General features: G+C 34.4%; 19 protein-coding genes. 8 read left to right on the top strand and 11 right to left on the bottom strand.

What is annotated here, in order from left to right:
• Window positions 1–21: 21 nt before the first annotated feature.
• The 5 genes from BUR17_RS05690 to BUR17_RS05670 all read left to right on the top strand — a co-directional run bounded on the left by BUR17_RS05690 (window position 22) and on the right by BUR17_RS05670 (window position 4,863).
• A complete protein-coding gene (locus BUR17_RS05690) occupies window positions 22–1,332 on the top strand; it encodes a hypothetical protein (protein ID WP_074229361.1) in 1,311 nt (436 codons plus the stop codon).
• Window positions 1,333–1,404: 72 nt separating this feature from the next.
• Window positions 1,405–2,319 (top strand): T9SS-dependent choice-of-anchor J family protein, encoded by a 915-nt coding sequence (locus BUR17_RS05685; RefSeq protein ID WP_074229360.1) that lies wholly within the window; start codon window positions 1,405–1,407, stop codon window positions 2,317–2,319.
• Between the two features lie 146 nt (window positions 2,320–2,465).
• On the top strand, window positions 2,466–3,206 hold the full coding sequence (locus tag BUR17_RS05680; RefSeq protein WP_074229359.1) for a hypothetical protein: 741 nt from the start codon (window positions 2,466–2,468) through the stop codon (window positions 3,204–3,206).
• A gap of 16 nt (window positions 3,207–3,222) precedes the next feature.
• Window positions 3,223–4,587, top strand: coding sequence for a S41 family peptidase (locus BUR17_RS05675; protein WP_084550426.1), 1,365 nt, complete (start codon window positions 3,223–3,225; stop codon window positions 4,585–4,587).
• A 3-nt stretch (window positions 4,588–4,590) separates the two neighbouring features.
• Entirely contained in the window at window positions 4,591–4,863 is a 273-nt protein-coding gene (locus tag BUR17_RS05670) for a hypothetical protein (protein ID WP_074229358.1), read from the top strand.
• A gap of 192 nt (window positions 4,864–5,055) precedes the next feature.
• On the opposite strand, the gene BUR17_RS05665 is transcribed toward BUR17_RS05670, so the two are convergent.
• From BUR17_RS05665 to BUR17_RS05630, 8 genes are all read right to left on the bottom strand, one after another.
• On the bottom strand, window positions 5,056–5,805 hold the full coding sequence (locus BUR17_RS05665; protein ID WP_074229357.1) for a copper chaperone: 750 nt from the start codon (window positions 5,803–5,805) through the stop codon (window positions 5,056–5,058).
• 2 nt (window positions 5,806–5,807) lie between these two features.
• Complete coding sequence (locus BUR17_RS05660; protein ID WP_074229356.1) at window positions 5,808–7,346, bottom strand: tyrosinase family protein; 1,539 nt, start codon at window positions 7,344–7,346, stop codon at window positions 5,808–5,810.
• Between the two features lie 444 nt (window positions 7,347–7,790).
• Entirely contained in the window at window positions 7,791–9,644 is a 1,854-nt protein-coding gene (locus BUR17_RS05655) for an alkaline phosphatase family protein (protein ID WP_074229355.1), read from the bottom strand.
• Between the two features lie 84 nt (window positions 9,645–9,728).
• Window positions 9,729–10,397 carry an HAD-IA family hydrolase gene (locus BUR17_RS05650; RefSeq protein WP_074229354.1) on the bottom strand — a complete coding sequence of 223 codons (669 nt, stop codon included), beginning with the start codon at window positions 10,395–10,397 and terminating at the stop codon, window positions 9,729–9,731.
• A gap of 4 nt (window positions 10,398–10,401) precedes the next feature.
• Window positions 10,402–11,556: a TIGR03364 family FAD-dependent oxidoreductase gene (locus BUR17_RS05645; RefSeq protein ID WP_074229353.1), complete on the bottom strand. Its 1,155-nt coding sequence runs from the start codon at window positions 11,554–11,556 to the stop codon at window positions 10,402–10,404.
• A 12-nt stretch (window positions 11,557–11,568) separates the two neighbouring features.
• Window positions 11,569–12,879 carry a DUF5690 family protein gene (locus BUR17_RS05640; RefSeq protein WP_074229352.1) on the bottom strand — a complete coding sequence of 437 codons (1,311 nt, stop codon included), beginning with the start codon at window positions 12,877–12,879 and terminating at the stop codon, window positions 11,569–11,571.
• 3 nt (window positions 12,880–12,882) lie between these two features.
• Entirely contained in the window at window positions 12,883–15,708 is a 2,826-nt protein-coding gene (locus tag BUR17_RS05635; protein ID WP_074229351.1) for a TonB-dependent receptor, read from the bottom strand.
• 337 nt (window positions 15,709–16,045) lie between these two features.
• Window positions 16,046–16,621: a helix-turn-helix domain-containing protein gene (locus BUR17_RS05630; RefSeq protein ID WP_084550423.1), complete on the bottom strand. Its 576-nt coding sequence runs from the start codon at window positions 16,619–16,621 to the stop codon at window positions 16,046–16,048.
• Between the two features lie 357 nt (window positions 16,622–16,978).
• Between BUR17_RS05630 and BUR17_RS05625 the strand changes: the two genes are divergently transcribed.
• From BUR17_RS05625 to BUR17_RS05615, 3 genes are all read left to right on the top strand, one after another.
• Window positions 16,979–19,480 carry a PIG-L family deacetylase gene (locus BUR17_RS05625; protein ID WP_074229349.1) on the top strand — a complete coding sequence of 834 codons (2,502 nt, stop codon included), beginning with the start codon at window positions 16,979–16,981 and terminating at the stop codon, window positions 19,478–19,480.
• A 100-nt stretch (window positions 19,481–19,580) separates the two neighbouring features.
• Window positions 19,581–21,272 (top strand): sodium:solute symporter, encoded by a 1,692-nt coding sequence (locus tag BUR17_RS05620; RefSeq protein WP_074229348.1) that lies wholly within the window; start codon window positions 19,581–19,583, stop codon window positions 21,270–21,272.
• Window positions 21,273–21,301: 29 nt separating this feature from the next.
• Window positions 21,302–21,820 (top strand): DUF2911 domain-containing protein, encoded by a 519-nt coding sequence (locus BUR17_RS05615; RefSeq protein WP_074229347.1) that lies wholly within the window; start codon window positions 21,302–21,304, stop codon window positions 21,818–21,820.
• 100 nt (window positions 21,821–21,920) lie between these two features.
• Here BUR17_RS05615 and BUR17_RS05610 read toward each other — a convergent pair whose 3' ends face one another.
• From BUR17_RS05610 to BUR17_RS05600, 3 genes are all read right to left on the bottom strand, one after another.
• Entirely contained in the window at window positions 21,921–23,432 is a 1,512-nt protein-coding gene (locus tag BUR17_RS05610; protein WP_084550420.1) for a serine hydrolase domain-containing protein, read from the bottom strand.
• 72 nt (window positions 23,433–23,504) lie between these two features.
• On the bottom strand, window positions 23,505–24,944 hold the full coding sequence (locus BUR17_RS05605; protein ID WP_074230241.1) for a serine hydrolase domain-containing protein: 1,440 nt from the start codon (window positions 24,942–24,944) through the stop codon (window positions 23,505–23,507).
• Between the two features lies 1 nt (window position 24,945).
• Entirely contained in the window at window positions 24,946–26,445 is a 1,500-nt protein-coding gene (locus BUR17_RS05600) for a serine hydrolase domain-containing protein (protein ID WP_074229345.1), read from the bottom strand.
• Window positions 26,446–26,461 lie beyond the last annotated feature (16 nt).

Genomic DNA, 26,461 nt, shown 5'->3' with positions numbered 1-26,461 from the left:
TGACCTTTAAAAACTTTAACAATGAAAAGATTAACTTTAATCGCAGTAGCTGCATTATCTCTTACTGCTTGTCAACATGATTCTTTGGTAGATTCTTCAAACTCTTTTGAGATGCAATCTACTTCTGCAGAATATACTACAGCAGCTGGTCTTCCTGTAACGACTGTTAATTCAAACATTACGACCAACACTACGTGGAGCGGAGTAATCGAGCTTGATGGTAATATCGCTGTAAAAGATGGTGCTACACTTACAATTTTACCGGGAACATTTATTAAAGCAAAACCAAACGCTGCCGGAGAGGGTAGAGGGGTTTTGATCATTACAAAAACTGGTAAGATTAACGCTACAGGTACAGAAAATCAACCTATTATCTTTACAAGCTACAGATTGCTAGATAACAACGAAGATACTACTGCTGTTCCGGGAGATTTCGGTGGGGTTGTCATGTTGGGTAATGCTCCTACAAACGTGCCTACAACTACTACTGTTGAAGGTTTGTCAGGTGACGATTTCCATTTTGGAGGTGACAACGCTGCTCATAACGGTGGTACAATGAAATATGTTCGTATCGAATTTGCAGGTTATGATTTTATTGGTGAAAACTCTGGTAACGAGGTAAATGCTTTAACGTTGGCTGGTGTTGGAAACGGTACTGTTTTAGATCATATTCAAGTTTCTTACGGTCAGGATGATTCGTTCGAATTTTTTGGTGGAACTGTAAACGCTACAAACCTTGTTTCTTTCGCTGCAGAAGATGATAACTTCGATTTTGATAACGGATATACAGGTACAATTACTTGTGCTCTTTCTTTGGCAGATACAAATTCTTCTCACACAATCAGTGGTGGAGTTTCTGATACCAACGGTATTGAGCTTGATAACAACGCTGGAGGTACTGCTACACCGTTGATCACGCATCCGGTAATCAATAATCTTACTATTATCGGTGCAAGAACAAATGTGTTTTCTTCAGTTGCAGGAGTTGGGCCGGCTTACGAAAACGGTATTCACATCAGAAGACAGGGTAGATTAACTTTAAATGATGCTGTTATTACAGGATATCCTACAGGAATCAGAGTAGAAGGTACAGGTTCAGAATTATCTTCAGCTTCTGTTTACAGCTCAATCAAAGTACACGGGTTTACAACAACTGTTACAGGTGCAGGTACTGCAGGAATTCCTACTGCAAACTTAGTATTGTCAGCAACTGGTGCAGATTCTTTTGGAATGTCAAATCCTTTCTTCAATGGAGGTTGGAACATTTCTCCAAGAAACTGTGGAGACTTCCAAGGTGTTTGGACAAAATATAATTTCTCAATTCAGGAATAATTTTCAATTTATGCGGGGGAAGGTTAATCGCTTTTCCCTGCTTTTCTTTAAAATAAATTAATAATTAGTATTATGAAAAAAATAATTTTATTATCTGTTTTATTTCTTTCGCAAATGATTTTTGCACAATTCCCTGTTTGGATCAACTCTTTTAATACTCCTGCTGATTTACAGGGGTGGACTTTCCATGACATTAATGGTAACGGAAACCAATGGGTTCAGGGCCAAAATATTTATCACAACGGTACTTCTCTGGCGTACGGAACAACGGGAGTTCTTCGTTATTCTACCAATCTGGTTCCTACAGGAAATGCAACAGGTTTTGCAGGTGAGAACGATTGGATAATTTCTCCGGAAATAGACCTTACTAATGTTGGCGGAACGATTACTTTAGCCGGATATATTGGAAGACAAAGATCTACCCATGCAAGTGTAAGCAGAGATTTATATATTTTTGTAAGCACCTCTCAGAAACCAGTTCCTGGTCTTGCAGATTTTCAACAATTAGCTACTGATGCACAGGCTGCAGGCGGAGCAACATACAGATTCAGTGCAAGTACAAATCTTCCGACAGATCTTACACAGTTTGCAGAATCTTTGGTAAACATCTCAGCTTTTGCAGGAAAAAAAATCTATATAGGACTTTGGTCAAACAGAATTACCTCAGGTTCTGCACCCAATTCTCAGAATATCAATATCGACGAAATGGCTATCTATGCTTCAGTTTTAAATACAAAAGAAGTAAAAACAGGAAAAGCATTAAGCAAGATAATAGAAAACCCGGTATCATCGTCATTACAAATAAAACTTGATGCAGCTTTAAAGGAAAACAACACAACGGTAAGTGTTTATAATATGAGCGGTCAGCAGATTTTAAAAACAAAATATTCTAAAAACATCAATGTATCAGAATTTCCGGCAGGTACTTACATTGTTGAGGTATCAGACGCAATGGTCTCTGAGCGATTGAAATTTATAAAAAAATAGATTCTTTTTATAAAAACTTTATAACCATGAAAACTAAAACATATCCTTTATAATTTTTTTTATAATTAAGCAATTGTCCTCAGCTTTTATGTTTGGGCTGAGGCAATTTTTCTGATCAACATTTTTACTTTTTTAAAATTAAATAAATGAAAAATATTTTAGCACTGGCTGTATTTACCCTCTTTTTTTCGTGTACCGACAATAGTTCTTTAGATGTTTATGATAAAATTCAGAGGGCAGCACAGATAAATATTAAGGGATACTCAAAACCAGATGTTATTCAGATGAGACTCAACGGAGTTCCAATATCTGTTAATGGAAACACTTCTTACACCGATAAAATAGAAACTCAGATCAGTTTTGTTGTAGACAAAGGAGAGACCAACGAAATTGGAATTTACAATAATCAAACCGGAGCTCAGATCGCCAAATACAATATCAATTTTGATAATGTTTTAGATTACAAAGATTTGTATTTCTTCAATTTGCCAGGAATTTATTTGCAGACGTATGCTGTAAAACCTCAGGTTAATTTGGGTAGAGTAGGTTTCGAATTTATTTTTCCTAATCTTGGTGAATTTTCAGGAGCATCTTTAGAAGGTGTAAAAGGGGTTTTGAAGAGAGAAAACGGAACTGTACTTGCCGAATTTGATACTATTGGAAAAAAAGATTTTACAGCTGTTAAAATTTATACATTTTTCAGCGCTACGGCTCCTGCTTATCTGGAACTGTATAAAGTGGGAACCAATACTCCTTACACAGGTTCAAGCATCATCAAAGTAACTTTAAAACAGGATATTGGCGCTAATATGATCGTTCTTCAAGAAAAAATGGAGAATGGAGTTTGGGTAGTAAAAGGCGATATTGATGTTGCTGATTATTTATAAATGATCTTTAAATTTTATGAGCAAAAATTTTTTTAAAACTCAGTTACTGGCTTTAATTATATTATCTTTTTTGATAGTTTCTTGCAACCGTACAGATGATGAGGTGCCCAATTTTCCCGAAGGAAGCACCGAATCTGTGAATGTTTGGGTACAGGACAGCATGAGACGATATTACTATTGGGCAGATCAGATACCGCCAAAGCCCAATTATCATCTTCCGGTAAAAGACTTTTTTAAAAGTTTGCTGCTTCCTCAGGATCGTTTTTCATTTATCATTAATACAAGCGATGCATCTACTTATCCTCGTTCGGTAAGAAATATGTATGGCTTTGATTATGCTGTCTTGCAGTTGGGAAATGGTGAAATTGCGACAGTCATAAAATTAGTTTTGAAAAATTCTCCCGCTCTGAATGCCGGATTGGAAAGAGGAATGATTATCAAAAAAATCGACGGACAAAATATTACTGCTTCTAATGCGGAACAACTGACATCATCTATTGCCGAAAAAACTGTGATTGAGCTTACCGTAGGAAATTGGCAAAACGGATCGGTTGTTAATGAAAAAAACATTACGGTTTATTATGGGTATACTTTTGAGCAGCCTTTGACGTCTAAAATATTTGATAAAAACGGAAAAAAAACAGGATATCTTTATATATATGATTTTCCGGATGGAATGAGTCAGGCTCTCAATCAGAAATTCGCAGAATTTAAAAGTGCCGGAGTGCAGGATTTGGTTCTTGACCTTCGATACAATTATGGAGGTTCTGTTTCATCAGCTGCAGCACTTTGTGCGTTGATTCCAGCAGGAATTTCTGCAAATTCTCAGTTTATTACCTATAAAGGAAATAAAAACGGAGGCGAAGTTAAAAGGTCTTTTTCACAACAAATTGCTTACGCTTCCAATGCGATTAATTTTAATGCTTTACAAGCCAATTCTCTTGGTTTACAAAAAGTATATGTTTTAACCTCAAAAAGCACTGCTTCTGCTTCTGAAATTGTTATCAATAATCTAAAACCTTATATGGAAGTCATTCAGGTTGGCGAAGTTACATTAGGAAAAGACATGGCCGGATTTGTAATTGAAGACAAACGAAAACCTAAAAAAATTACCTGGCAAATACATCCTGTTATTTATAAAGTATTCAATGCCAACGGTGAAGGTAATTATAATAACGGGATCTTTCCGCAGATTTCTGTAAATGAATTTATATCATTACCATTACTTCCTTTAGGCGATCCTGACGAAATATTGCTTTCTTCTGTGATGAATAAAATTTATTCAAAGTCTGTAAATACAGATGCTCAATCAAAAAGTGTAAAAGTTTTATTTCAAAGTGATAGTCCTTTTACTGTTCTTTCAAAATTAAATTTTAAGTAAAATATGCAAGGTATCGAGCCAAAATTTCATAATGCTCTCATCGAAAGAGCTAAATATTACCGTTACTTATTGGTCGAATCACAAAAAGATACTGATTCTAATTACGCCATAGATATTGATGAAGTTTCTGAATTAGGTAACCTTTATGAAGAATATCTGAAAAATAAAATCCAACTTGAAAAAAGCATAAAAAAATACAAAGAATGTCATAAAAAAGCACAAGTTCAGCTCTCTTTAAAAATGCGTATTTTAAGAAGAAATTTAAGGAAAGGATGATGGTTTACCTTTAATTACAAAACGATTGGGGATTTAACAATCGAAACAAAATTCGCAACAATACATTTAAATATTAATGAGATTTGTAAATAACAAAAGGATATTAATTTAAGTTATTCATTTATCAAAATCAATAAAAGGTTCCATTTTAATTTAAAATGGAACCTTTTGGCTTTTAAAACAATAAATAAATCAACGTTTGATAGGATTCTGCAAAATTATTATTCTTAACAATTTTAGCCTGAAATCTATGCGCCAACGCGGAATTTGTGGATGTTCCATATGCTCACTAAACATAATAAAAGTCACGATTAACATCGCAAAATTATGTCCTTGTGGTAACACCATCGGAAAAAGCATTAATGCCCAACCTGCACCTACACACCAAAAACCGTGAGTAAGCCCAAATGAAAAAGCATCTTTATAAGCTTTTGAGCCCCATGCTGCCAAAACGGGGTGATGATGACCCTTGTTTAGACATCTTTGCTTAATTGGAGAAAATTGCCAAATTACAGCAATTATACCCAAAATAATAGCCGGAATAAAAGATCCAGGCATCTGAATATTAACAAACAAAATGAAAATGTTTAGCAAAAATCCAGCTGCAAGCCAAGTCAAAGCATATCCTATTACAAAAAGAACAACCATTAAAAACCGCATATTCTTAAAACTGTGATCAATAATGATTTGGATAGGAACAATCAGCTTAGGAAGCATCATGGCAAATACCATCAATATCCATCCAACCATCATTTCAGGAAAAGAATTTATTTTAAGCAGCATTTTTAATGACGTAACGCTTCCCTCACAGAAAAAAGTCATCTGACAATGTGCTGCGGTCATCAAATTACCGGGATTCCAAAGTAAGATAAACCAAAAGATAATACTGACACCCCATATAATATAACTTATGAGATTTCGATTAGCATTTGATGTTTTCATGGCTATTGTTTTTCTCTGTAAACACTTATTCTTCCTACTGTAATTTTTGTATCGGATAAAATTTCGTTATCGGGAGTAACAGCAACATTTAAAGAATTTATATTTTCAAGATCATTTTCAAGATGCAGCTCATCAATAATATTGGTAATGTCCAGAGAAAAACTAAGACCGTTGCGCCCTCCGTGAGAATCACCCAATGATGCATTGCGAAGTCCAAAAAGCGAGATAAATCCTACGTGTTGATTGTTTACAGAAACTTCAAGTGTATTTGCATTGACATTTCCCTTAACATTCTCAAGAACTAAATAAATACGGTCAGGAACTTCCTCTGCGGAAGCTTTTAAAAAGCTTTTAGAAACTTTTTTTAATCCTTTATCTGACAAATTAACTGTGGTGCTCGTTATTTCATTCTTAATTTCAAAAGAACCTTGGTTTGCACCGACCAATTCTGTTGGTTTCTCATTATTATCCATAGTATTTTCGGTTAGTTGAACATGATCCAGAGTCGGAATTCCTAGTTTTTTCAATCTTTCAGAAGTATTATCGACTGTATCACTTTCTGTTTTTGTTTCAAGATTATCATAGCCGTAATCTAAAGAATCCAGATTTGTTACATCATTTGGAGTATATATCCATTCTTTTCCATCAACTAAAGGCATTACAAACTCTCGTTCACCAATTTCTTTCGGACCTCCAAGCCATTCTGTCTGTGATGGATTATTGTTTCCTTTTGCGTTCCATGACGCCCACATTCTGTCAATATTGCAATGATGAAGATAAAAAATAGGATCCAATGCTGCAGTATTAGGATCAGACATAATACCTTCATTTCCCTGTGCAACTCCTCCCACATCATTATGAACAAAATTGTGAGGGTTGGTCTCTAAGCTTTCTTCAGGAAATAACGTTCCATAATGTGAAAATTCAGTTTCAGGGCCTCCAAAACAATTTTGATTACCTGTATATACCGTTTTAAGTTCACAATTTTGTGTAACTCTTGGCTTACCGTCTTTAAATAATTTAACGTAAATATTTCCGTCATTATCCGGACCGTATCTTGCTGTAACAAAAAGGGGATTGGGCGTGTTGCCATCAAAAAACTGTTGAGTAAATGCCGGAGGTATTTTATTTTCTTTGTCTCCTCCAAAATAATTCCAATATGGTAAAGCCCATTCATCAGGTCCATTAAGCTCTATCACTATTGCTCTGATCTGAATTTCCAAAGCCATAAGGTAGCCACGATGCCATGGTGCAAAGTACCAACTTTGGTGTTGACATTGATTCCAATACTTATTTTTTATGCTTGTAGATGGAACGGGACTTGTAGGCACATTGGGTGGAGTTTTAATTGTATTCCAATCAATTCCACTAGGATCTCCGGCAATATTTTCACCATGAATTGCGGCAAAAAACCACCAACTTGTCGGGTCATCCAATTTTCGGGACTGCATTTCAGCAACTGCTTTTGCATACCAGAATAAATCGGGATTATCAAACGTACCCTCTTGATTCCACGCATTTTTTCGTAAGAATTTTTTCATGTATTAATAGATTTATGATTAGTAGTTATTTGATTGAAGGAAAAATGTTTATTTTGTCTTCCTCCATCTTGTAAAAATATCATTTTTAAGATATTTGTCTATCAGTAATAATACCCAATATTTTATTTGTACATCTTTTATAACAATGGAAAATAGCTTTGGAGTACCATTAGAGTATCAAAAAACAGATGATAATTTACCAATTAAAATATATTAAACAATCAATTTATAGTTGAAAAGTTTGGGTTTTCTGATGAGGCTTTTATTGCAGAATTTCATGAAAAAGCATTAACGATCCTGCGATGGTTTATCAATGGTTTTTTAATGGAACAGCAATCTCTGGAGTCACAACAAATACAATCACGGCTGTAAATTTACAGGTTTAATGAAAAACACAGACTTACGAAAAAGCCTGTGTTACAAAAAAGGATATGAAATTAACTATTACTTTTTAATGAATTTTTTCTGGAATCTCTGATCTTCTGTATCTACAGTAATGAAATAGATTCCACTTTGGAGATTGGAAATATTAATTTTCTCATTATAATTTCCTGTTGAGGAATTTGCAGATTCTGTAAGCACTACCTTTCCATTGAAATCTACAATCTGAATGTTAATCTTATTGTTTTTAGATTTGAGCTGTACATTAATTTCACTTTTAGCGGGATTTGGATAAATTTTAAAATCTGAATCTGATTTCACAGCATCATTTATTGCTAAAGTTCCATTATTGCAAACCGGAATTCTATTAATACCATCAATTCCCCATGAAGATTGTACCGGAATACACAGCCAGTTGAGTACTGTAGGGAAGTGATCGGTCTGTCTGAAAGTATTCAAGTAATTCTGAATGATAAAATTCTCCGTAGTTTGAAGGTTTCTGGTTGGGGATCCCGTAATCGTTGCACTGTTGTTAAATGGCCCGGAATCTGTTAAGGTATTTCCAGAAGCTTCATTCATTTTATAATTAGCTAAAAGCTGATTGTAATTTGGATGTGAGTTGGTTACTTCCTGATTTGCCCATTGCACAAGCGTTTCATTTGATAAAGCCACGTTCCAGATTCTTATATCTTTGTACGATGTAGCAAGATTTACTCCGTACGTATTCGTTCCATCCTGATTAATAGTCAAAGGTAAATTTGAATTAATATCGCCAATAAGATTCATATTTCCGACTGTTACAGGAACACCGTTGTCATACATGGTTGCAAGACCGTCTCTGTCAAAAGTTACGGCAATATGCTTCCATTCGTCGGTGCTCAATTTTCCTCCTGTAAGATCTAATCTGTCGTTTCCGTCACCGATATTCATTTTAAAAGTCTGCCCGGAATATCCTGAAATGACAAAGCCTTTGTTGGAGCCACTGTTCCAGTTTTTATTTCCGATAAATACAGGATCGCTGCTGTAATTGGCATTAGGTTTAATCCAAAATTCTATGGTAAAATCCTGATTGGCTCCAAAGTTAAAATTCGTTTGAGAATTAGGTTTAGCATAAGTTCCCGCAGGAAAATTTACACGATTGTATGTTGCACTATTTTGTATCTCAGTTTTGCTGATTTGTTGAGAGGTAAATGAAGGATTAGAATAAATAGAAAAAATGTCCCTTTCCACAAGATTACCACCACCGTGTGACGTTCCGATGCCTCCATGATCAGTTGTTACAACAACCAGCCAATTTTCATTACTATAAGTGGTTCTGTTTTTCATCGCATTAAGAATTTCTCCTATATAAGTGTCGGTCAACTGAATGGAATTAACATATTGAGAAACCGAAGATGAAAATCCATAAGAATGTCCTGCGTGATCCACATCATCAAAATCCACAAACAAAACATCAGGATTATCATTCTGTAAAGCCTGAACTGCTGCATTTTTTACCGCCAAATCGGTACTGAAGTTTGTTTTAACATCCGCGGTATGAATAATATTGTTGTTAATGGGTGCCCAATGAGCTAATGAGATTGTTCTGAGGCTTGAATTATGCGCTTCAATTCTTGTTAAAAAATCTCTGTAATTAGCATAGTTAGGATTACTGAAGTTATTATCCGGAACGTTATGTTTGTTTACATTCACGCCGGTAAGCATTGAGCTCCATCCGTTTCCGCTGATCGTGGGAGTGAGTGTGATTCCATCCAAAGAGTAAATTGATGTTGGCAAAAGTCCCTGAATGTTGGGAGTATTGGATGACATCATGACATCAGGTCTACAGCCATCGATTCCGATGAATAGTACTTTTTTGGTTTGTGCACTCATTAAGATAGCAGACATCACCAAAACAGAGAAAAGTTTTGTTTTCATATTGATTTTATTTAAAGATTTATTGATGAAAGTGAAATAAAACTGCCTGCAGAAACTAATTTTGCAAACAGTTTTTTGAAAGAATTAGTAAAGTATTTTTTCAGCTTCTGAAAGGCTGTTGAAGATATAATCTGGTTTTGCGGCTTCAAGCTGTTCTCTAGTTTGTGCTCCGCTTAAAACACCTATGGTTAAACCACATCCTGCATTTTTTCCTTCTTCAATATCAATGGCAGAATCTCCGGCTTTCATCACGGTTTTAGGATCCATAATCCCGAATTTTGACATTGCGAGTTGAATCATTTCTGGGCTTGGTCTGCTTTCAAAAACATCATCAGCGGTAATGAGTTCGTCAAAATGAACGTCTTTTTTCCAGTTTAATTTTGAGAGCAGCTGTTGTGCAATTTTTTCGGTATAACCAGTATTTAAAACTATTTTTTTTCCTGAAGATTTAATTTTAATCAAGAAATTTTCAACACCATTGATAGGTTTTACATCGAGTTTTTCGTAGGCAATTGCAAGATCATCAGAAAAGTTTTTAAAAATAACTTCAGTGTCATCGGTATTTCCACCGATATTTTCGAGAAGATTCCTAATGGCTTCTGCTTTTTCCATTCCGGCGCAGATTTCCAGCACTTTCTCTAAGCTTACGTTGTAACCGTAATTGTTGACTGCGTTTGCTAAGGTTTTGTATACTACATTGTCTTCGTCTATCGTTGTTCCAGCCATATCCAGAACCAGTAATTGTATGTTCATTTCTTTAAGAAAAAATTGTATTGATATTAAATTTTGAAAATCCACCGCTCCCGGTCATTCCTTTTCCACCGATTCCTGTGATTATATGAATGTTTGGCGAAATAGTATGCTCAAAAATATCCTTTGTTTTACACTGAGAATACACACCAAACCATCTTTTCTGAATTTCATAAGTAGGAAGATCGATAATTTTTTTTGCTTCTTTAATCATAAATTCATCGATTTCCATATTCAAATCATAACCAAGATCATCTGCATTTTTTGCATCTGCATATTCATGAGAATCCCCGATAATAACAGATCCGTCCAAAGTTTGCTTGAATAAAATATGAATTCCGAACTTCTTTTCGAACGAGTTTTTATCTTCCTTTTCTTTGATTGATTTGAAGGAAGCGCATTCGCTGAATGATTCATATCTTCTGATTGAAAGTCCTGTAAGAATATTTCCCGGCAATGAATAAATTCCCTGAGGTTTTGTTTGCAGCATTTGCAGTTTACTTACTTCGAGATCGCTTTCGTTAAAAACTTCTGGAAAAAGTGTTTTAAACTCGTGTCCTCCACAAATAATGATTTTTGTAGCGCTTATTTTCTGCCCGTTTGAAGTTATTACGTTACACAAACCGTTATTTTCAGAAGCTTCTACTACAGTTGTATTGTAAAAAATGTCAAGTTTTTCCTGATTTTTTAAATATTGATGAAGCTTTACAATCATTTCACCAGAATCTACAGAGATTTCCTGTGGGAAAAACAATCCACCTTTGCAATAATCAGAACGAAGCCCGTCAAATTTCTGAATGCACTCGCTTTTAGAAAGTAAAACAGAGTCGTACTCATTATTTTTATTGATTTGATAGAGTTCTTCAATCAGCTGAATTTCTTCGTCATTGGAAGCGATATAGACTGAGCCATTTTGACGAACCGTAAGATCCGTTTTTGCCTGAAGCTCTTTGTAAATATGTAAACTTTCCTTTCCGAAATTTTGCCATTTGATGTCCATTCCGGAAGGAACAACCTGCCCGAAATTTCTTACGGTTGCACCTTGAGGAACAGAATTTCTTTCTATCAAAGCAACTTTTAGATTTTTTTGTAAAGCGTGGTAAGCGTGGAATGTTCCTAAAATTCCGCCACCTACGACGATGAGGTCGTATTGAATATTCATAATTTTATTTTTTTAAATTTTAAAAGAATCAAAACTAATGGTTGAAGAATGGTTTTCTTCTTTCTGTCTTGATTTTGATTTTTCCTGAAAAGCTAAAAAAGCCGCCACTGCAAATAATAAAACGGTTGCAGCGATAATATAATTGAGATTGATGTAAAACTGTAACCAGGATTGATTTCCCGAACTCAAATTCTTTAGAAATAGCACAGAAACGCTTCCCAGATAACCAAATGCATCCACAAAATAGATGAAAAAACCTACATTTCCTTTGATTTTGAAAGCGGCAATCATTCTGTCGAAATAAATTCCGTTGAAGGGAATATAGCATAGATACATCCCAAATCCTGAAACCGTCATCCAGAGAAAAGGCGAAATAATACCGCTCTGAAAAAAGAAAGTTGATAAGGCTACTGAAATAATTCCTCCAAATAAAATGTAATGATAATAGGCAAAAGCTTTCAGATTGTTTTTAACTTTAACCATAAAACCAAGAATCAACAAAACCATAATAGAAATAGGAACTTCGGTTAGGGTAAAAATAGAACTATCCGTTTTGCCATTCATTTCATCCCAAATTTCTCTGCTGAAGTTGTCTCTGAAATCCCTTAAAACTGTTAAGCTGATGTACAAAACTGTAATACCTGCCAAAGGCAGAAAGAATTTTTTGATTAAAGATTTTCTTTCTTCTCTGCTTAGTGTTTTTCTTTCCTTTTTTAGGGCAATATCTTCTTCATTGGGCGCCGGAATTTTATTTAAAACATTAGCAAAAATCACTAAAGGGATGATGAATAAAAGTCCTGTTGTGAAAGGCATCCAGAATTCTGAAATTCCAAAATGATCCATTAAATATTTTCCTGCAGATTTTACAACTCCTGATGAAACCACAAAACTGGAACAGAGAAATAGGCCGATGATTTCTGTGGTTTTTCTTCCTTCAATATAAGAGAAAACGATTCCCCAGATCATTCCCAATGGAATTCCATTGATGAACATAAACAGAATGTTGTAAGGAGCCGGAACAACTGCAAATCCCAATAAAGCCAATTCTGCAACCGCTATAAAAGCCAAAAGGAAAACAATTCTTTTTTCAGGTTTTAATTCTGAAATAAATTTAATTCCGATGAATTTTGAGATGAAATATCCGATTGCCTGAGCGATAATTATTAAGATTTTGTAATCAAATCCAAAAAATTCCAAATCGTTGAAAGATGCTATTGTAAAAGGTTTTCTGAAAGCGTACATTGAGAAATAGACTCCAAAGGCAGCGATGGCCGCTTTCAGAGTTACATTCATTGTATTGTTTTTTGAGATGGTGGTCTTCATGGTTTAGAAATTCACTTTTACACCAATATTCCCTCTTACACCATAATATTCTACCTGCTTTGGTCTGTCTTGATTTTCACCGAAATGATAAATCAATGGTCTGTTCAGAATATTATTTACATCTGCAAAAACCGTAAAATGCTTATTAATTTGATAAGAAGTTCCAAAGTCTAGATTGCTGTATTTTCCGTAGTATGAATCATAAAGGTCTTCTTCAGCATATTCTACAGCGAAATTTCCTTTATGATTGTATGCTAATCTTGCATTGAAACCACCTTTTTCAAAGAAAAGCTGTATGTTGTATATTTCTTTTGCCTGATACGGAAGTTTCACTTTTCTGCCACTTGGTTTTTCCATTTCAGACGTCATAAACGTTGCATTAAGCTGGGTTCCGAAATATTGCAAAAATCCAGGTAAAAAATCAAATCTTCTGTTGATTCCTAATTCAATTCCGCCTAACCAGGCTGCTTTTCCATTATTCGGAGCACTGAATTGTACTCCATTGATTCCGTTGTAATTTCCTATAAAAGAGTCTTGGAAAATAGAGTCAGTAATTGACTTATAAAAAACACCTCCGCTTAAAATTCCGACGTTTGAGAAGTAATATTCTCCCATTAAATCGAGGTTGATAGAGTAGGTTGGGTTCAGGTTAGGATTTCCTCCTTTAAATTCATTATCAGCTTCAATATAAGTTCCTCCCGGAGTTAAATCTCCAAAATTTGGTCTTGAGAAGGTTCTTGTCGCTGCAAATCTAAGGTTAGTTTTATCGTTGATGGCATATTTAAAATGTAACATCGGCAAAACCGCAAGATAATCTTTTGTGTTCTCTACTTCGGTTAAGGTATTATTAACAACGTTATAACCTTTCACTTTGGTGTGTGTATTTGATAATCTTACACCTCCCAAAATCGTCATTTTATCGTTGATTTTGTAAGTTCCTATTCCGTAAGCATCGGCGTGTTTTTCAAAAACATCAAAGTTTCTTCCCAAGGCTTTATTGTATTCCAAAGCTTCTGAATCTGTTTTATTAATGGTTAAATTTCCCTGATTCTGAAACCAGAACTGATCCATTCCGCCAGTCGACAATACCGGTCCGAAAGTATTTCCGATGTGGGCATTCATTTCGCTTAAATATTTTGTTCCGTTCGGTTGTGTTGTGGTATATTGACCGAATTCTGAAAGGAATGGTGCGGTTCCGTTGCTCCAATTGTAGAAAATATCAGAAAATCTGGCATTTCTTTCTTTGTCGCGGTACTTAAAGCCATATTTCAACGTCAGTTTATCAGATATATCGATTTCATGGTTGAAACCAGCAACGATTTTATCTCTTTCCTGAACATAAACCTTATAAAATTCAAGATCGGTAAATCTCATTTGCGAAGCATCCATTTTAAAATTTGGGTCGCTGTAAAAACCAAATAATGCATCCGGATCTTTGTAGTCTAATTTTCCGCCATCGGCTTTCCAGTAAGCTCTTGGGCCAACTCCTTTGTCTAAAATATAGTTTGGATTGATCCCTACGCCATTTTGTGTATATTTAATAACATAGTAAGAATTATTCTGCTTATCCGGAATGTTTCCGTATTTAAACAGATTGTTGTAATATGATAAGTCCCAATCGATTTTACTTTTATTCAATTGATGAATCCCGCCTAAAGAAACTGATGTTAATTCTGTGATCAGTAAATTATGAATATTCTGAAGCTCAACTCTTGCTGTATTGTTTGTGCTGCTGAATTTGTCGAATCTTACTCTGTGTTTGTAATGAGTTTCGTCATCAGAAAGTGTTCCGTACATACCTTTCAAATAAAAGGTGCTTTTGGGTGAAAACACATATTCTAAAGCGGCATTGGCTCCTGTGGTTTTTCTTACACCTTGATAATCTCTGAGCTCCATTCTGAAAACTCCTTCGTCACCGCTTCTTCTTGCTTCAAAATTATCTGTTGACCAATTTCTGATGAAATGAGAAAAATTAACTAAGTATCCGAATTTTTTATTCTTTGTTCTTCCACCATACAATAAGCCTAAATTATAAACTCCTTTGTCTGCTTTTTCGTTATATCCCGTTCCTAAAGTTCCTCTGAATTCTGTTTTCATTGGAGGTGTTTTGGTGATAAAATTCACTCCACCGCCAATTCCGTCTGCTTCCATATCGGGAGTGAAAGATTTATTGACATGAACATAAGAAATTAGTTCTGTAGGGAAAAAATCGAATGCTGTTGCTCGAGAAGTTGTTTCTTCTTCAGCGGTGGGAAGTCTGTTTCCATTAATCGTTGTAGAAGCCCAAAACGGCGGAAGCCCTCTTAAAGAAACGAATCTTCCTTCACCCTGATCTCTTTCGATAGAAACTCCCTGAACTCTTTGAACGGTTTCAGCAGCATTTCTGTCCGGGAGTTTCCCAATTCCGTCGGATGCGATAACGTTAGAAATATTGATGGCATTTTTCTGCATATTCAATGCTCTTGCTTCACTGTTTTTCAACGTTCCTGAAATAATAACTTCGTCAATGTTTTTCTGACGTTGGTATAAAACAATACTTCCCACATTAAGATTTTGTGCGTCGACAATTTCAATGTTTAGATTTTTAGATTCAAAACCGATATAGCTAACTTTCAGATTATATTGTCCTTCTTTTAAATCGCTGATTGTAAATCTTCCTTCCGAATCTGTGATGATTACTTTTTTAGTTCCTTCAATAGTAACGGCTGCCCCAGGAAGTGACTGATTTTCATCCGATACAATTCCGGTTACAATCTGTTTCTGTGCAAATACTCCAATCGTGCAACAGGCAAAAAGTGGAATAAAGCTTTTTTGGATTATGGTATTCATTTTTTTACAAATATTAAAATTACACTGCAAAAATATGTCTGAATTTTAATATTTATAAACTTTTAATGTTAACTAATAATGAAAAAATCTTGTATTTAATTTGAATTAAAAAATGAAGCAGTAACAAAAATGATATTTTGGTAATTATTTAAGATTCTTATAATGAGATGATTGAGTGTGTTTTGTTTATTTTTTGTCTGATATCAAATGCATTTTATTTCAGAATTGAAGATTAACTATCTGTTATTTATTTGTTAAATTGAAAAAATAAAAGTTTACTAATAGTAAACTTTGTTGGGCTTTTATATCGTTGAAATTATTTTTTTGATTAAAAAAATCAGTCTCGTTCTGAGTATAGATATAATACAAGCATGATGCAAGATTCATCAGAAATGCTTACAGGAACGTGGGGAAATCTCCCGTTAAAATATAATGCGTCACCCTCTGAGAGTATAACTTCTTCCTGATCAATCAGATATTTTACAGTTCCTTTTAAGATGTATTTGAATTCCCATGCATCAGTAATCACTTTTTCTCTTTTAGAATTCGGTTCCAAGGTGAGTAAAACAGCTTCGAAACCTAATGAATTTAAGCTTTTACTGAAAATGTGCATATACTTAAATCCTTGAGCTTCAATTTCTTTTTCAATAACCTGCTGATTTTCTTTTGGGATGTAGAGGTATTTTGCGCTATTTCTGTTTTCGACGCCTTCAAAGAAATAGCTTGCATCAATATCCAGAGACTGAATTAAATCTAATAGCACAGGGAGAGAAGGGATAGTTCGTCCGTTTTCAATTCTTGAAATTAAACCATTGCTAACGTTGGCTCTGTTGGCAAGTTCATTAATAGTAAGATTGTTTTCTTTTCTAATGTCTTTAATTCTTTTTCCAATGCCTATGATAAAGTCGCTCATTGCTGAATTTTTATTTTGTTTACAAATAGTAATATTTTGGCAAATGTATAATATTTTTGTTTTCTGATAAGTTTAAGAACCTTTTTTAATTTAAATTAAATTTTTTATATCGTATTGTTCTCTGTTGGTAGTATTTTGTAATCAAGATTAACGTATCTTCAAATACTTTTATCGATGATTTTGGTAATTTTAAACATTAAAAACAATCAAAGCCAGAATAATTGATTTTTAGTTTACTTAGGTGGTCTTTTATTTTAGGAAGAATATCATAGAATGTTTAGTGTTGCTAAGTGCTTTTTCTTTTTAAAGTTGAAAGAAAGATGATTTACTTATATTTGCCCTGCAAAGCAAATTCAAATGTTCAAAAAAGTAATCACTGCATGTATCCTTAGTTTCTATACGGTTTTTTCGGCTCAACAGGTTCGACCTTCCAAATCATCTGAAATTTATCGTGAACTCAAAACCCTTAAACAGCTACCTAAAGTTTTATATCTTGCGGCTCATCCCGATGATGAAAATACGGGATTGCTCTCTTGGTTAATCAACGACCAAAATGTAGAAACGGGTTATTTGTCTTTAACGAGAGGAGATGGTGGTCAGAATTTATTAGGTACAGAACAAGGTGCTGCATTGGGTTTAATCAGAACGCATGAGCTTTTGGAGGCGAGAAAGTTAGATGGCGCTCAACAGTTTTTTACCCGTGCGATTGATTTCGGGTTCTCTAAAAATACGACCGATACCTTTAAACAATGGGATGAAAATAGCATTATAGCGGATGTAGTTTGGGTCATCCGAAAATTCCGTCCGGATGTGATTATTTGTCGATTTCCTCCTACTGCTGCGGCAGGACACGGGCAACACGCTGCTTCAGCGGTGGTTGCAGAAAAAGCTTTTAAGTTGGCAGGAGATAAAACTGCTTTCCCCAATCAACTAAAATATGTGAATGTATGGCAACCAAAACGTGTATTGTGGAATACTTTCCGATTTGGTGCAGTCAATACAACTTCTGAAAATCAACTGAAAGTTACCGTTGGACAATATGATGCGCAACTCGGAATGGGGTATGGTGAATTAGCGGGATTAAGCAGAAGTTTACATAAGAGCCAAGGTGCAGGAACACAGTCTGTAGCCGGAATTAAAACTGAATATTTTTCCCATGTTGCTGGTGAGGCTGCAAAATCAACACTTTTTGATGGAGTTCTTAAAACATGGACTTCACAAGGAAACGCTGATATTGACCAATCATTAGATAAAATTATTTCAGATTTCAATTTCAATGAGCCAGACCGTAGTTTACCTGCTTTGCTTGTTTTGCGAAAAAAAGTTTTAGCATTAAAAGATTCAGATTTAAAAAAAGATAAAATTAAATCTCTTGATAATATCATTTTAAGCTGTGCCGGATTTATGGGTGAAGTGGTTACCAATCAGGCTGAAGCTGTTGCCGAAGATCATTATAATTTTAGATTAAATTTGATTTCAAGAACTTCAAATCCTGTTGTTTTAGAAAGTGTAAAATGGTTAAGTCAGTCAGAAAGCTTCAACAGAAAACTGTCAAAAGATTCTTTAATTACCATTCAGCATGATATTCAGATTCCTGCTGATGCAGCCCTTACAGAACCTTATTGGTTAGCAAAACCAGCCAAAGATGCGGCAACTTTCTCTGTTCCAAGTGATACTTTAGTCTGTTTACCTGAGACAGAATCACCACTGAATGTTTTGCTTGATTTAAAAATTGGGTCAGAAAATTTTCAGGTTAAACTTCCTTTATCTTTCAAGAAATTAGATCCTGTACGTGGTGATGTGGTGGAAGCCTTGCGCATTGTTCCTGCATTAGAACTTAAATTTACACAACCACTTTATCTGGTCAAAGAAAATGAAGATTTGAATTTAAGCTTAAATTTTAAAGTTAATTCGAGCAAGCAGTTCAAAAATGGAAAAGTAAATCTGATGTTTAACGGAGAACGATTAGGCGGCGGTGATTTAAAATCGATGAATGGAAAAGATTTTACTGTCGATTACGCTATTCCAAAAGCTAAACTTGCTTCAATAAAATCAAATCAGTTACAATTGGATGCGAATTTTATTGCAGATGGAGTCACTTATAATAAAAAGCAAGTATTAATTCAATATCCACATTTACCTTCATTACAATATTTTACGCCTGCAACAGTAGCAGTGATGAAAGGCGATATTCAGGCTAAGGTTAAAAAAGTGGGTTATGTACAAGGTGCGGGAGATTTTATTCCTGAGTTCCTAAGAATTGCTGGGATTCAAGTTGATGTTTTGAAAGACGAAGATTTTTATGGCAACTTAGATGAATCCAACGGAAACGGTAATCAAAACAAACTATCGCAATACGATGCCATTGTTCTTGGTGTTCGTGCCAATAATACAGAGAAAAAACTGGGTCGCTGGATGCCTTTTTTATGGTCTTATGTAAAAACAGGAGGTAATTTGGTGATGCAGTATAACACCAATCAGGACACTACCGTTAACCAATTAGGAATATATGATTTCAGCATTGCCAATAAGCGTGTTACTGAAGAAAATGCTGAGGTTAAATTTTTAAATCCAAATCATAAATTACTGAACTTTCCAAACAAAATTACCGCAAATGATTTTAACGGTTGGGTACAGGAGCGTGGCGCTTATTTCCCTGACAAATGGGATGCAGCATATGAACCACTTTTTGAAATGCACGATACGGGTGAAGAGCCACTGCAGGGATCAACTTTGTATGCCAAATACGGAAAAGGGAATTTTATTTATACGCCATTGGCATTTTTCAGACAATTACCTGCAGGAAATGTTGGTGCGGCTCGTTTATTTTTAAACTTTTTATCTGCACAGAAAAACTAATGAACAATCAGCTTAAAAATTGGAATATTTGGTACATACTATTGGCAGTTGCATTAGTAGTTCAGATCGCATTTTATTATTTCTTTACTAAATTCTGGGCATGAGTACGATAGATTGGACAGTTCTTATTGTTACATTGGTTGCAGTGGTGGTTTACGGCGTATTTATTGGTCGTGGACAGAAAAGCAACGAATCATACCTAAAAGCAGATAATAAAATGCCTTGGTACATTGTGTTGATTGGTATTATGGCTACACAAGCAAGTGCAATTACATTTCTTTCGGCTCCGGGACAAGCTTATACAGACGGTATGCGTTTCGTTCAGTATTACTTTGGTTTGCCTTTGGCGATGATTGTGATTTGTATCACTTTCATCCCGATTTTTCAACGCTTGAATGTTTATACGGCTTATGAATATTTAGAAAATCGTTTTGATAAAAAAACAAGGGTACTTACTTCATTGCTTTTTCTTTTTTCCAGAGGTTTATCAACGGGAATCAGTATTTACGCTCCGAGTATTATCTTGTCAAGCGTTTTAAACTGGGATATTTATTTAACGAATGTTTTAACGGGTGGAATTCTGTTAATCTATACCTATGTTGGAGGCGCAAAAGCAATTGCTCACACTCAAAAAATACAGTTTCTTATTATTTTGGGAACAATGGCTTTTGCGGGTTATCTGCTTATTCAAAATATGCCGAATGGAATTGGCTTCAAAGATGCGCTTTATCTGGCAGGAAAATCTGGAAAATTGAATGTCATCACCACAGAATTCGACTGGAAAGATAAATACAATATCTGGAGCGGGTTAATTGGCGGTTTTTTTCTGGCACTTTCTTACTTTGGGACAGATCAAAGTCAGGTTGGGAGATATATTACTGCGAAAGACAATACCAATGCAAAAATGGGTTTGCTGTTGAACGGATTGGTTAAAATTCCGATGCAATTTGCTATTCTTTTGATCGGTGCTTTGCTTTTCGCTTTCTTTTCTTTAAAACCGGCTCCGATTTATTTTAACGAACGTTCTTATCAACATTTAAAGGAAACAAAACCTGAACAGGCTGCGGTTTTTGAAAAAGAGCATCAGGATTTACAAGCAAAATTTAATGCAGAATCGAAAGAGATTTTAAAGCTGAAAGAAACTCAATCTCCTCAACTTAAACAAACAATTCAAGATTTTAAAAACACTCAAACCGAAGTGAAAGCGCTTCACGGCAGGGTAGAAGAAGCTATCAATCATTCAAATTTTAATGCAGAAAAAACAGATACGAATTATATTTTCCTGTATTTTGTAAAAAATACCTTGCCTGTAGGAATGATCGGTTTACTGTTTGCCGTCATTTTTCTTGCCAGTTGGGGTTCGATTTCTGCAGCGCTTAATTCCCTTGCTGCCTGCTCATTAAAAGATGTTCATTTAATATTTAAAAAAGAAATTCCAGATGATGCAACCGAATTGAAATACAGTCGTCTACATACTTTAGCTTGGGGGATTTTCTCCATTGGTGTTGCGATGTTCGCGACCCAAATGGGTTCCCTTATTGAAGCGGTTAATGTTTTAGGTTCTCTTTTCTACGGTCCGATATTGGGGATTTTTCTTGTTGCGTTTTACTACAAAAAAGTCAACGGGGCGATTGTATTTATTTCTGCCATTTTATCAGAAATTACGGTTATTGCTGTTTATCAGTTCGATATCGTTTCCTTCCTTTGGCTGAATGTAATCGGTGCAGCGGCAGTTATTATATTTTCTGCAATCGGATTACTGTTTTATAAGCCGAAAGCAGTAAATTCGTAGCAAATAAACAATCAAACAAAAATATTATTATGAAAGCAATGATCAAAACTGCTACCGTATTTGTAGCTGCAATGACAATTTCAGTAAATGCCTTTGCGCAGGAAGCTAAAAAACCGGCAAGTCCTCCGGCTACTGCAACAGGAAAAATTAAAGATGCAACTATTACCATCGCCTATAGCAGTCCTTCTGTTAAAGGACGTACAATCTGGGGTGGCTTAGAAGCTTATGATAAAGTTTGGCGTGCAGGTGCAAATGAAGCAACTACTTTCGAAACCAGTAAGGACATTACCGTTCAGGGTAAAAAATTGCCGGCGGGTAAATACAGTTTTTTCTTAATCCCTAAAGAAAGTGGAACGTGGACTGCGATTTTTAATAAAGAACCAAAACAATGGGGCGCTTATAAATACGAACAGTCTAAAGATGCTTTACGTGTTGATGTAAAAACAAAAGCTTTACCGGCAACACAGGAAACTTTAGTGTATAAAATAACCAATAACGGATTCACAATGGATTGGGATAAAATCTCAGTTCCTGTAGAGATCAAATAAATTTATATAAGAAATTAGAATCCCGGTTAACCCGGGATTTTTTGTTTAATTTTTGATATTTTCTCAAAAATTACTGTCATTAAATATTAAAAAGCATAATTTATTTTTGAGTGGTCAAAAGTTGATTGATTTTCAAAACCATTTCCTTTGCATTCTGATTGGCTGGATCAAGTTCAAATGATTTCTGATAATCGCTTTTTGATAATGTGTATTCTTTTTTGTTAAAATAGGCTTCACCACGACTGTCATACACATTTCCTGACTTTGGAAACTGATTGACATTTAAGGTGAAAATCTTAAGTGCTGCATCTAATTGATTATTTCTTAGAAATTCATAGCCAAGCCCGTTGAGTTCATTTTCATTGGAGAAATTGTAGTCATTTGGATTATTCTTTTTCAGCTCTTGGTACAACAAAATTCCTTTGTCGATATTTTTTAAACATTCTTTTCTAATGGTTAAGGCAATCGATTCTTTTTGAGGTTCAATGGGATAATTTTTCCATTGGTTCAAACTGGCAATACTTAAAAGAATTTCCTCTATTAGTTTAAAATTATTACCGTTAGTCATTACAACCAGACCGTTTCCGTTTTCAACACTTCCGATATAATAACACACAAAGCCTTCATTTCCACCACTATGTCCGAAATATTTTGTGCCATTAAAATCATTCAGAAATACGCCATAATTATTCTCAATCCTCTTTACTGACATTTCCTTAGATAAAACTTTATTCGATTTGCCAACTAATGACAACTGTGTTTCGATGATATATTTTGCCAAATCATTTGGGTTGGTCCATAAACCGGCTGCGGCTTTTTCAGGATAAATATGATATTTACCTTTTACTTCTTCTCCATTGTTATAAGCCGTTGCAAGTAATTTTTCTTTATCTGAAGAAGGTGGTTGATGGTAAGAACTTTCATTCATCCCTAACTGGGTCAAAACGTTTTTCAACATATAATCTTCGTACTTTTCTCCTGTAGTGTTTTCAAGGATTAATTGTGAAATAGTTGTTCCGCCACCTGAATATTGAAATTTTAGGTTGGGCTCAAACACAGAACGCACTGCAGGAGAATTGGCAGGTTTTTGTCCATCGAGAATTTGTATTAGGGTAGGTAATTCTTTCCCTTTTTGATAGCCTCCGAAGCCGTGAACAGATAAACCCGCTTTATGACTCAACAGGTTTGCAATAGAAATTTTTTTACCTTTTGAAAGCGAATCGTATGGGAATTTCCAAGTTTTTAAATAATTATTGATGTCATCGTCTAACCCCAATTTTCCTTGTTCAACCAATTTTAAAAGACCGAGACTATTGATAGACTTGCTAATAGATGCAGCCTGAAAAAGTGTTTGCTGGGTAGCTTTTCTGTTTTCAGCAACATCTGCATAACCATAAGCTTTTGTCCATTCTATCTTGTAATCTTTTATAACTGCAATGCTTACCGCATTCATATTGTAGAAAGCCATTCTTTCTTTTAGTGTCCATTTTTTTGTTTTCGATGTGTCCCAACTGAGCAGATTGTCTTCGAATGATTTTATTTTATCCTTAACATTTTGGGCAAAAACATTCAACGATAAAGAGAGTAGTAAGAGTAGGTGTATTTTTTTCATTTAGAATAATTAATTGATTTTGTATTTAACTAAGACAATTCAAAAAAGGATGTTGTTACATTTATGTTTATTTTACTTCCTTATTTCTTTTTCGATTTTTTCGATCATTTTTTCAGCATTACCGCTGGTTCCGCCAAGACTGATTGCTTTTTTATAACTCTCCAATGCTAAATTGTATTGCTTATCTGTAAAATAAGCTTCTCCTAAACTATCGAAAAGATTGGGATCTTTAGGAAACTCATTGGTAGCCAATTTAAATATTGTTATAGACTCATTGGTTTTTCCAAGTCTTAATAATTCATACCCTAATTTATTAAGTTCACCGGAATTCTCAAAGCTATATTCATTATTAGAATTTTCTTTGAGTAAATAGTAAGTCTTTATAGCTTTATTTACGTTGTAGAGAGATTCTTTTCTTATCGCTTGATAAATAGATTTTTTAGGAATTTCGTATTCTTTTCCTAACATTAAATTATGAATAATATGTCCTAAATCCCAAACTCTATTGAGATTATTTGACAATAGAATGATCGTAATATTATTTTTAAAATCGTTTAAAAAGATGGATTCAAATTTATAAGAAACTCCATTGTGTCTTTGCAGGTCTTCTTTTTCAAAATATCTTCCAAGTGATCCGCCTTCATCTTTTGCATATGGGTTATTCAACAAAGTTTGAAAGGATTCTTTGGATATTAAACGATTAGAATTCATGGCTTCAATCCATTTATAAAGGTCATTGATATCTACCCAAAGCCAGCCGCTAATAAATTTCAATTCCGGGCATCTTACATTGTCCATATCATAACAAGAGGTTCTGTTTTTATAACTAAATGTTGGATCAAATACCGAATTGGTCATTTTCAATGGTTTAAGTATGTTTTTAATAACAAATTGCTGAAAAGTCATTCCGGTTACCTTTTCAATAATTCTTCTTTGCAAAAATACATTGCCATTATCATACATATAATTAGTTCCTGGTTCAAACAATAAGGTGTCACTGTTTCTCAATATCTTCCAAGCTTCTTCATCATTTTTCGGGACTATTAGTTTATTTTCGATTTTAGGAATTCCACTTGCATAATTAATCAAATGCCTTGTAGTCACTTTTTCTGACCATTTTGGCAATCCTAAGTTATATTTAGAAATAGGATCATCAAGATTAAGAAGCCCGCGTTCAACTAAAATCATGATGGCAACAGCATTAAATTCCTTTGCAATAGAGCCAATATTGAATATAGATTTATCATTTAATTTAGTATGTTTCGTTTCATCGGTAAAACCAAATGATTTTTGATAGATGATTTTATTATTTTTAGCGATAAGAACATTTCCATTGAATAAATCTCTTTCATAGGATTTTGTCATCAAGGAATCAATTTGATTAATTTCTGATTTTTGTTCACTCGAATTTTGATGTATTTTCTTTGTTTCTTTAGAAATATTTAACGCTTGGGCAGAAAGCGTATTGGTAAATAAAAGAATTGTAAATAATAAGAAAAACAGGTTCTTCATTTTAATTAATTTTAGAAGATAGAATTTGATTGATTTTTGAAAGCATTTCTTTAGCATTATCATTATTAGGATTCAGTTCCAACGTTTTCTGATAATCCTTTTTAGAAGCATGATAATCTTTTTTAATGAAATAAATCTCGCCACGTGTATCATAAATATTGGATGAGTTTGGAAATTCTGAAACCGCATAATCAATAATCTTTAAAGCATCATCAGGTTTTCCTTCACCCAAAAACTTATATGTTAATCTATTCAATTCATTTTCAAAACCATTAAAATTATAAGAATCGAGTTTGTTTTTTTTCAGTTCTTTCAAATAAACAATGCCTTTTTCTACTGATTCTGCTTTCATTTTTTTATAAACTTCGAAGATAATTAATGGCTTAGGCAAATCAACTTTGGCATTGTAGAGAACTCCGAAGACATCATCGATAACGGCTTCCAATTGCCCGCCTCTTTTTCCTGCTCTAGTGTTATCAAGCAGGATCACATATATTTTGTCTTCCGGAATTCTGGCAATATTGCAGGAAAAACCATTGATTCCGCCGCTATGTGCCATTGTTGTAATATCTTTTCCCGAACCTGAAAAATTCTGATGTCTCTTAACAACCAAACCGTAAGCGTAATCACCTAAATTGGGTATAAAATATATTTTTTTGTTCTCGTCATTCAGCAAAGTATTCGTGTATAAAGCATTATCCCATTTTCGCATATCATTTGCTGTACTGTACATTCCGCCAGCAGAAAATACAGCCGTTTTAATATTGATGTAATCTGTTTTTTGATAACCATCGTAATCAAAATCATAGCCTTGAGCATAATTTGAAATGATTTCTTTTGAATCTTCAATTCCTGTATTTTTCATTCCAATGACATCAAATATTTTTTCCTTGAGAACTTTTTCATAAGGTTTCCTGGTAATTTCCTCAATAATTAATCCTAATAGATAATAGCCCGTATTGCAGTAATTATGCTTTGTTCCTGGTTCAAATCCTAAATTATCTTTGAAATATTTGACAGCAAAATCTTTCCCAGACAAATTTTCGAAAACCATTTTAGTTTTAAAATCAGGGAAATCCGTGTAATTTGGCAAGCCAGAAGTATGTGTCAGCAATTGATGAATGGTAATTTTGCTTCCTGCCGTTTTGCTAAACCAAGGAAGATAATCACTTATTTTGTCATCCAGCTTTATTTTTCTTTCTTGTTTTAACTGCATAATCAGCATTGCAGTAAACTGCTTCGTTACGGAACCAATTCTGAATTTGGTGTCAGAAGTTGCCTCGATATTCCATCCCATATCGGCTTTCCCATAATTTTTCCGCAAAATAATTTCACCGTTTTGAACAACCAAAGCACTTCCGTTAAAAAGATTGTACTCGTGATATTTACCAATAATCAAATCGATTTTTTTTGCTTTTTCTTTATTTGAACTGGATATGACTTTTTGTGCAAAAGTATTCAAAGATAAAAGCACAAGAAATGCAAGCAGAAAATTTTTCATAATCGATTCTGATTTT

This window comes from Chryseobacterium scophthalmum, from assembly GCF_900143185.1.
Taxonomy (GTDB): domain Bacteria; phylum Bacteroidota; class Bacteroidia; order Flavobacteriales; family Weeksellaceae; genus Chryseobacterium; species Chryseobacterium scophthalmum.
Note: the sequence above shows the minus strand (reverse complement) of the source record. Positions and strands in the feature narration are given on the sequence as shown.

Bases quoted from the DNA above. Each gene is read 5' to 3' on its own strand.
- BUR17_RS05655 (WP_074229355.1), bottom strand. From the start codon at position 9,644: ATGAAAACAAAACTTTTCTCTGTTTTGGTGATGTCTGCTATCTTAATG.
- BUR17_RS05610 (WP_084550420.1), bottom strand. From the start codon at position 23,432: ATGAAAAAAATACACCTACTCTTACTACTCTCTTTATCGTTGAATGTT.
- BUR17_RS05690 (WP_074229361.1), top strand. From the start codon at position 22: ATGAAAAGATTAACTTTAATCGCAGTAGCTGCATTATCTCTTACTGCT.
- BUR17_RS05620 (WP_074229348.1), top strand. From the start codon at position 19,581: ATGAGTACGATAGATTGGACAGTTCTTATTGTTACATTGGTTGCAGTG.
- BUR17_RS05670 (WP_074229358.1), top strand. From the start codon at position 4,591: ATGCAAGGTATCGAGCCAAAATTTCATAATGCTCTCATCGAAAGAGCT.
- BUR17_RS05615 (WP_074229347.1), top strand. From the start codon at position 21,302: ATGAAAGCAATGATCAAAACTGCTACCGTATTTGTAGCTGCAATGACA.
- BUR17_RS05600 (WP_074229345.1), bottom strand. From the start codon at position 26,445: ATGAAAAATTTTCTGCTTGCATTTCTTGTGCTTTTATCTTTGAATACT.
- BUR17_RS05625 (WP_074229349.1), top strand. From the start codon at position 16,979: ATGTTCAAAAAAGTAATCACTGCATGTATCCTTAGTTTCTATACGGTT.
- BUR17_RS05635 (WP_074229351.1), bottom strand. From the start codon at position 15,708: ATGAATACCATAATCCAAAAAAGCTTTATTCCACTTTTTGCCTGTTGC.
- BUR17_RS05650 (WP_074229354.1), bottom strand. From the start codon at position 10,397: ATGAACATACAATTACTGGTTCTGGATATGGCTGGAACAACGATAGAC.
- BUR17_RS05645 (WP_074229353.1), bottom strand. From the start codon at position 11,556: ATGAATATTCAATACGACCTCATCGTCGTAGGTGGCGGAATTTTAGGA.
- BUR17_RS05640 (WP_074229352.1), bottom strand. From the start codon at position 12,879: ATGAAGACCACCATCTCAAAAAACAATACAATGAATGTAACTCTGAAA.
- BUR17_RS05665 (WP_074229357.1), bottom strand. From the start codon at position 5,805: ATGAAAACATCAAATGCTAATCGAAATCTCATAAGTTATATTATATGG.
- BUR17_RS05675 (WP_084550426.1), top strand. From the start codon at position 3,223: ATGAGCAAAAATTTTTTTAAAACTCAGTTACTGGCTTTAATTATATTA.
- BUR17_RS05680 (WP_074229359.1), top strand. From the start codon at position 2,466: ATGAAAAATATTTTAGCACTGGCTGTATTTACCCTCTTTTTTTCGTGT.
- BUR17_RS05630 (WP_084550423.1), bottom strand. From the start codon at position 16,621: ATGAGCGACTTTATCATAGGCATTGGAAAAAGAATTAAAGACATTAGA.
- BUR17_RS05605 (WP_074230241.1), bottom strand. From the start codon at position 24,944: ATGAAGAACCTGTTTTTCTTATTATTTACAATTCTTTTATTTACCAAT.
- BUR17_RS05685 (WP_074229360.1), top strand. From the start codon at position 1,405: ATGAAAAAAATAATTTTATTATCTGTTTTATTTCTTTCGCAAATGATT.
- BUR17_RS05660 (WP_074229356.1), bottom strand. From the start codon at position 7,346: ATGAAAAAATTCTTACGAAAAAATGCGTGGAATCAAGAGGGTACGTTT.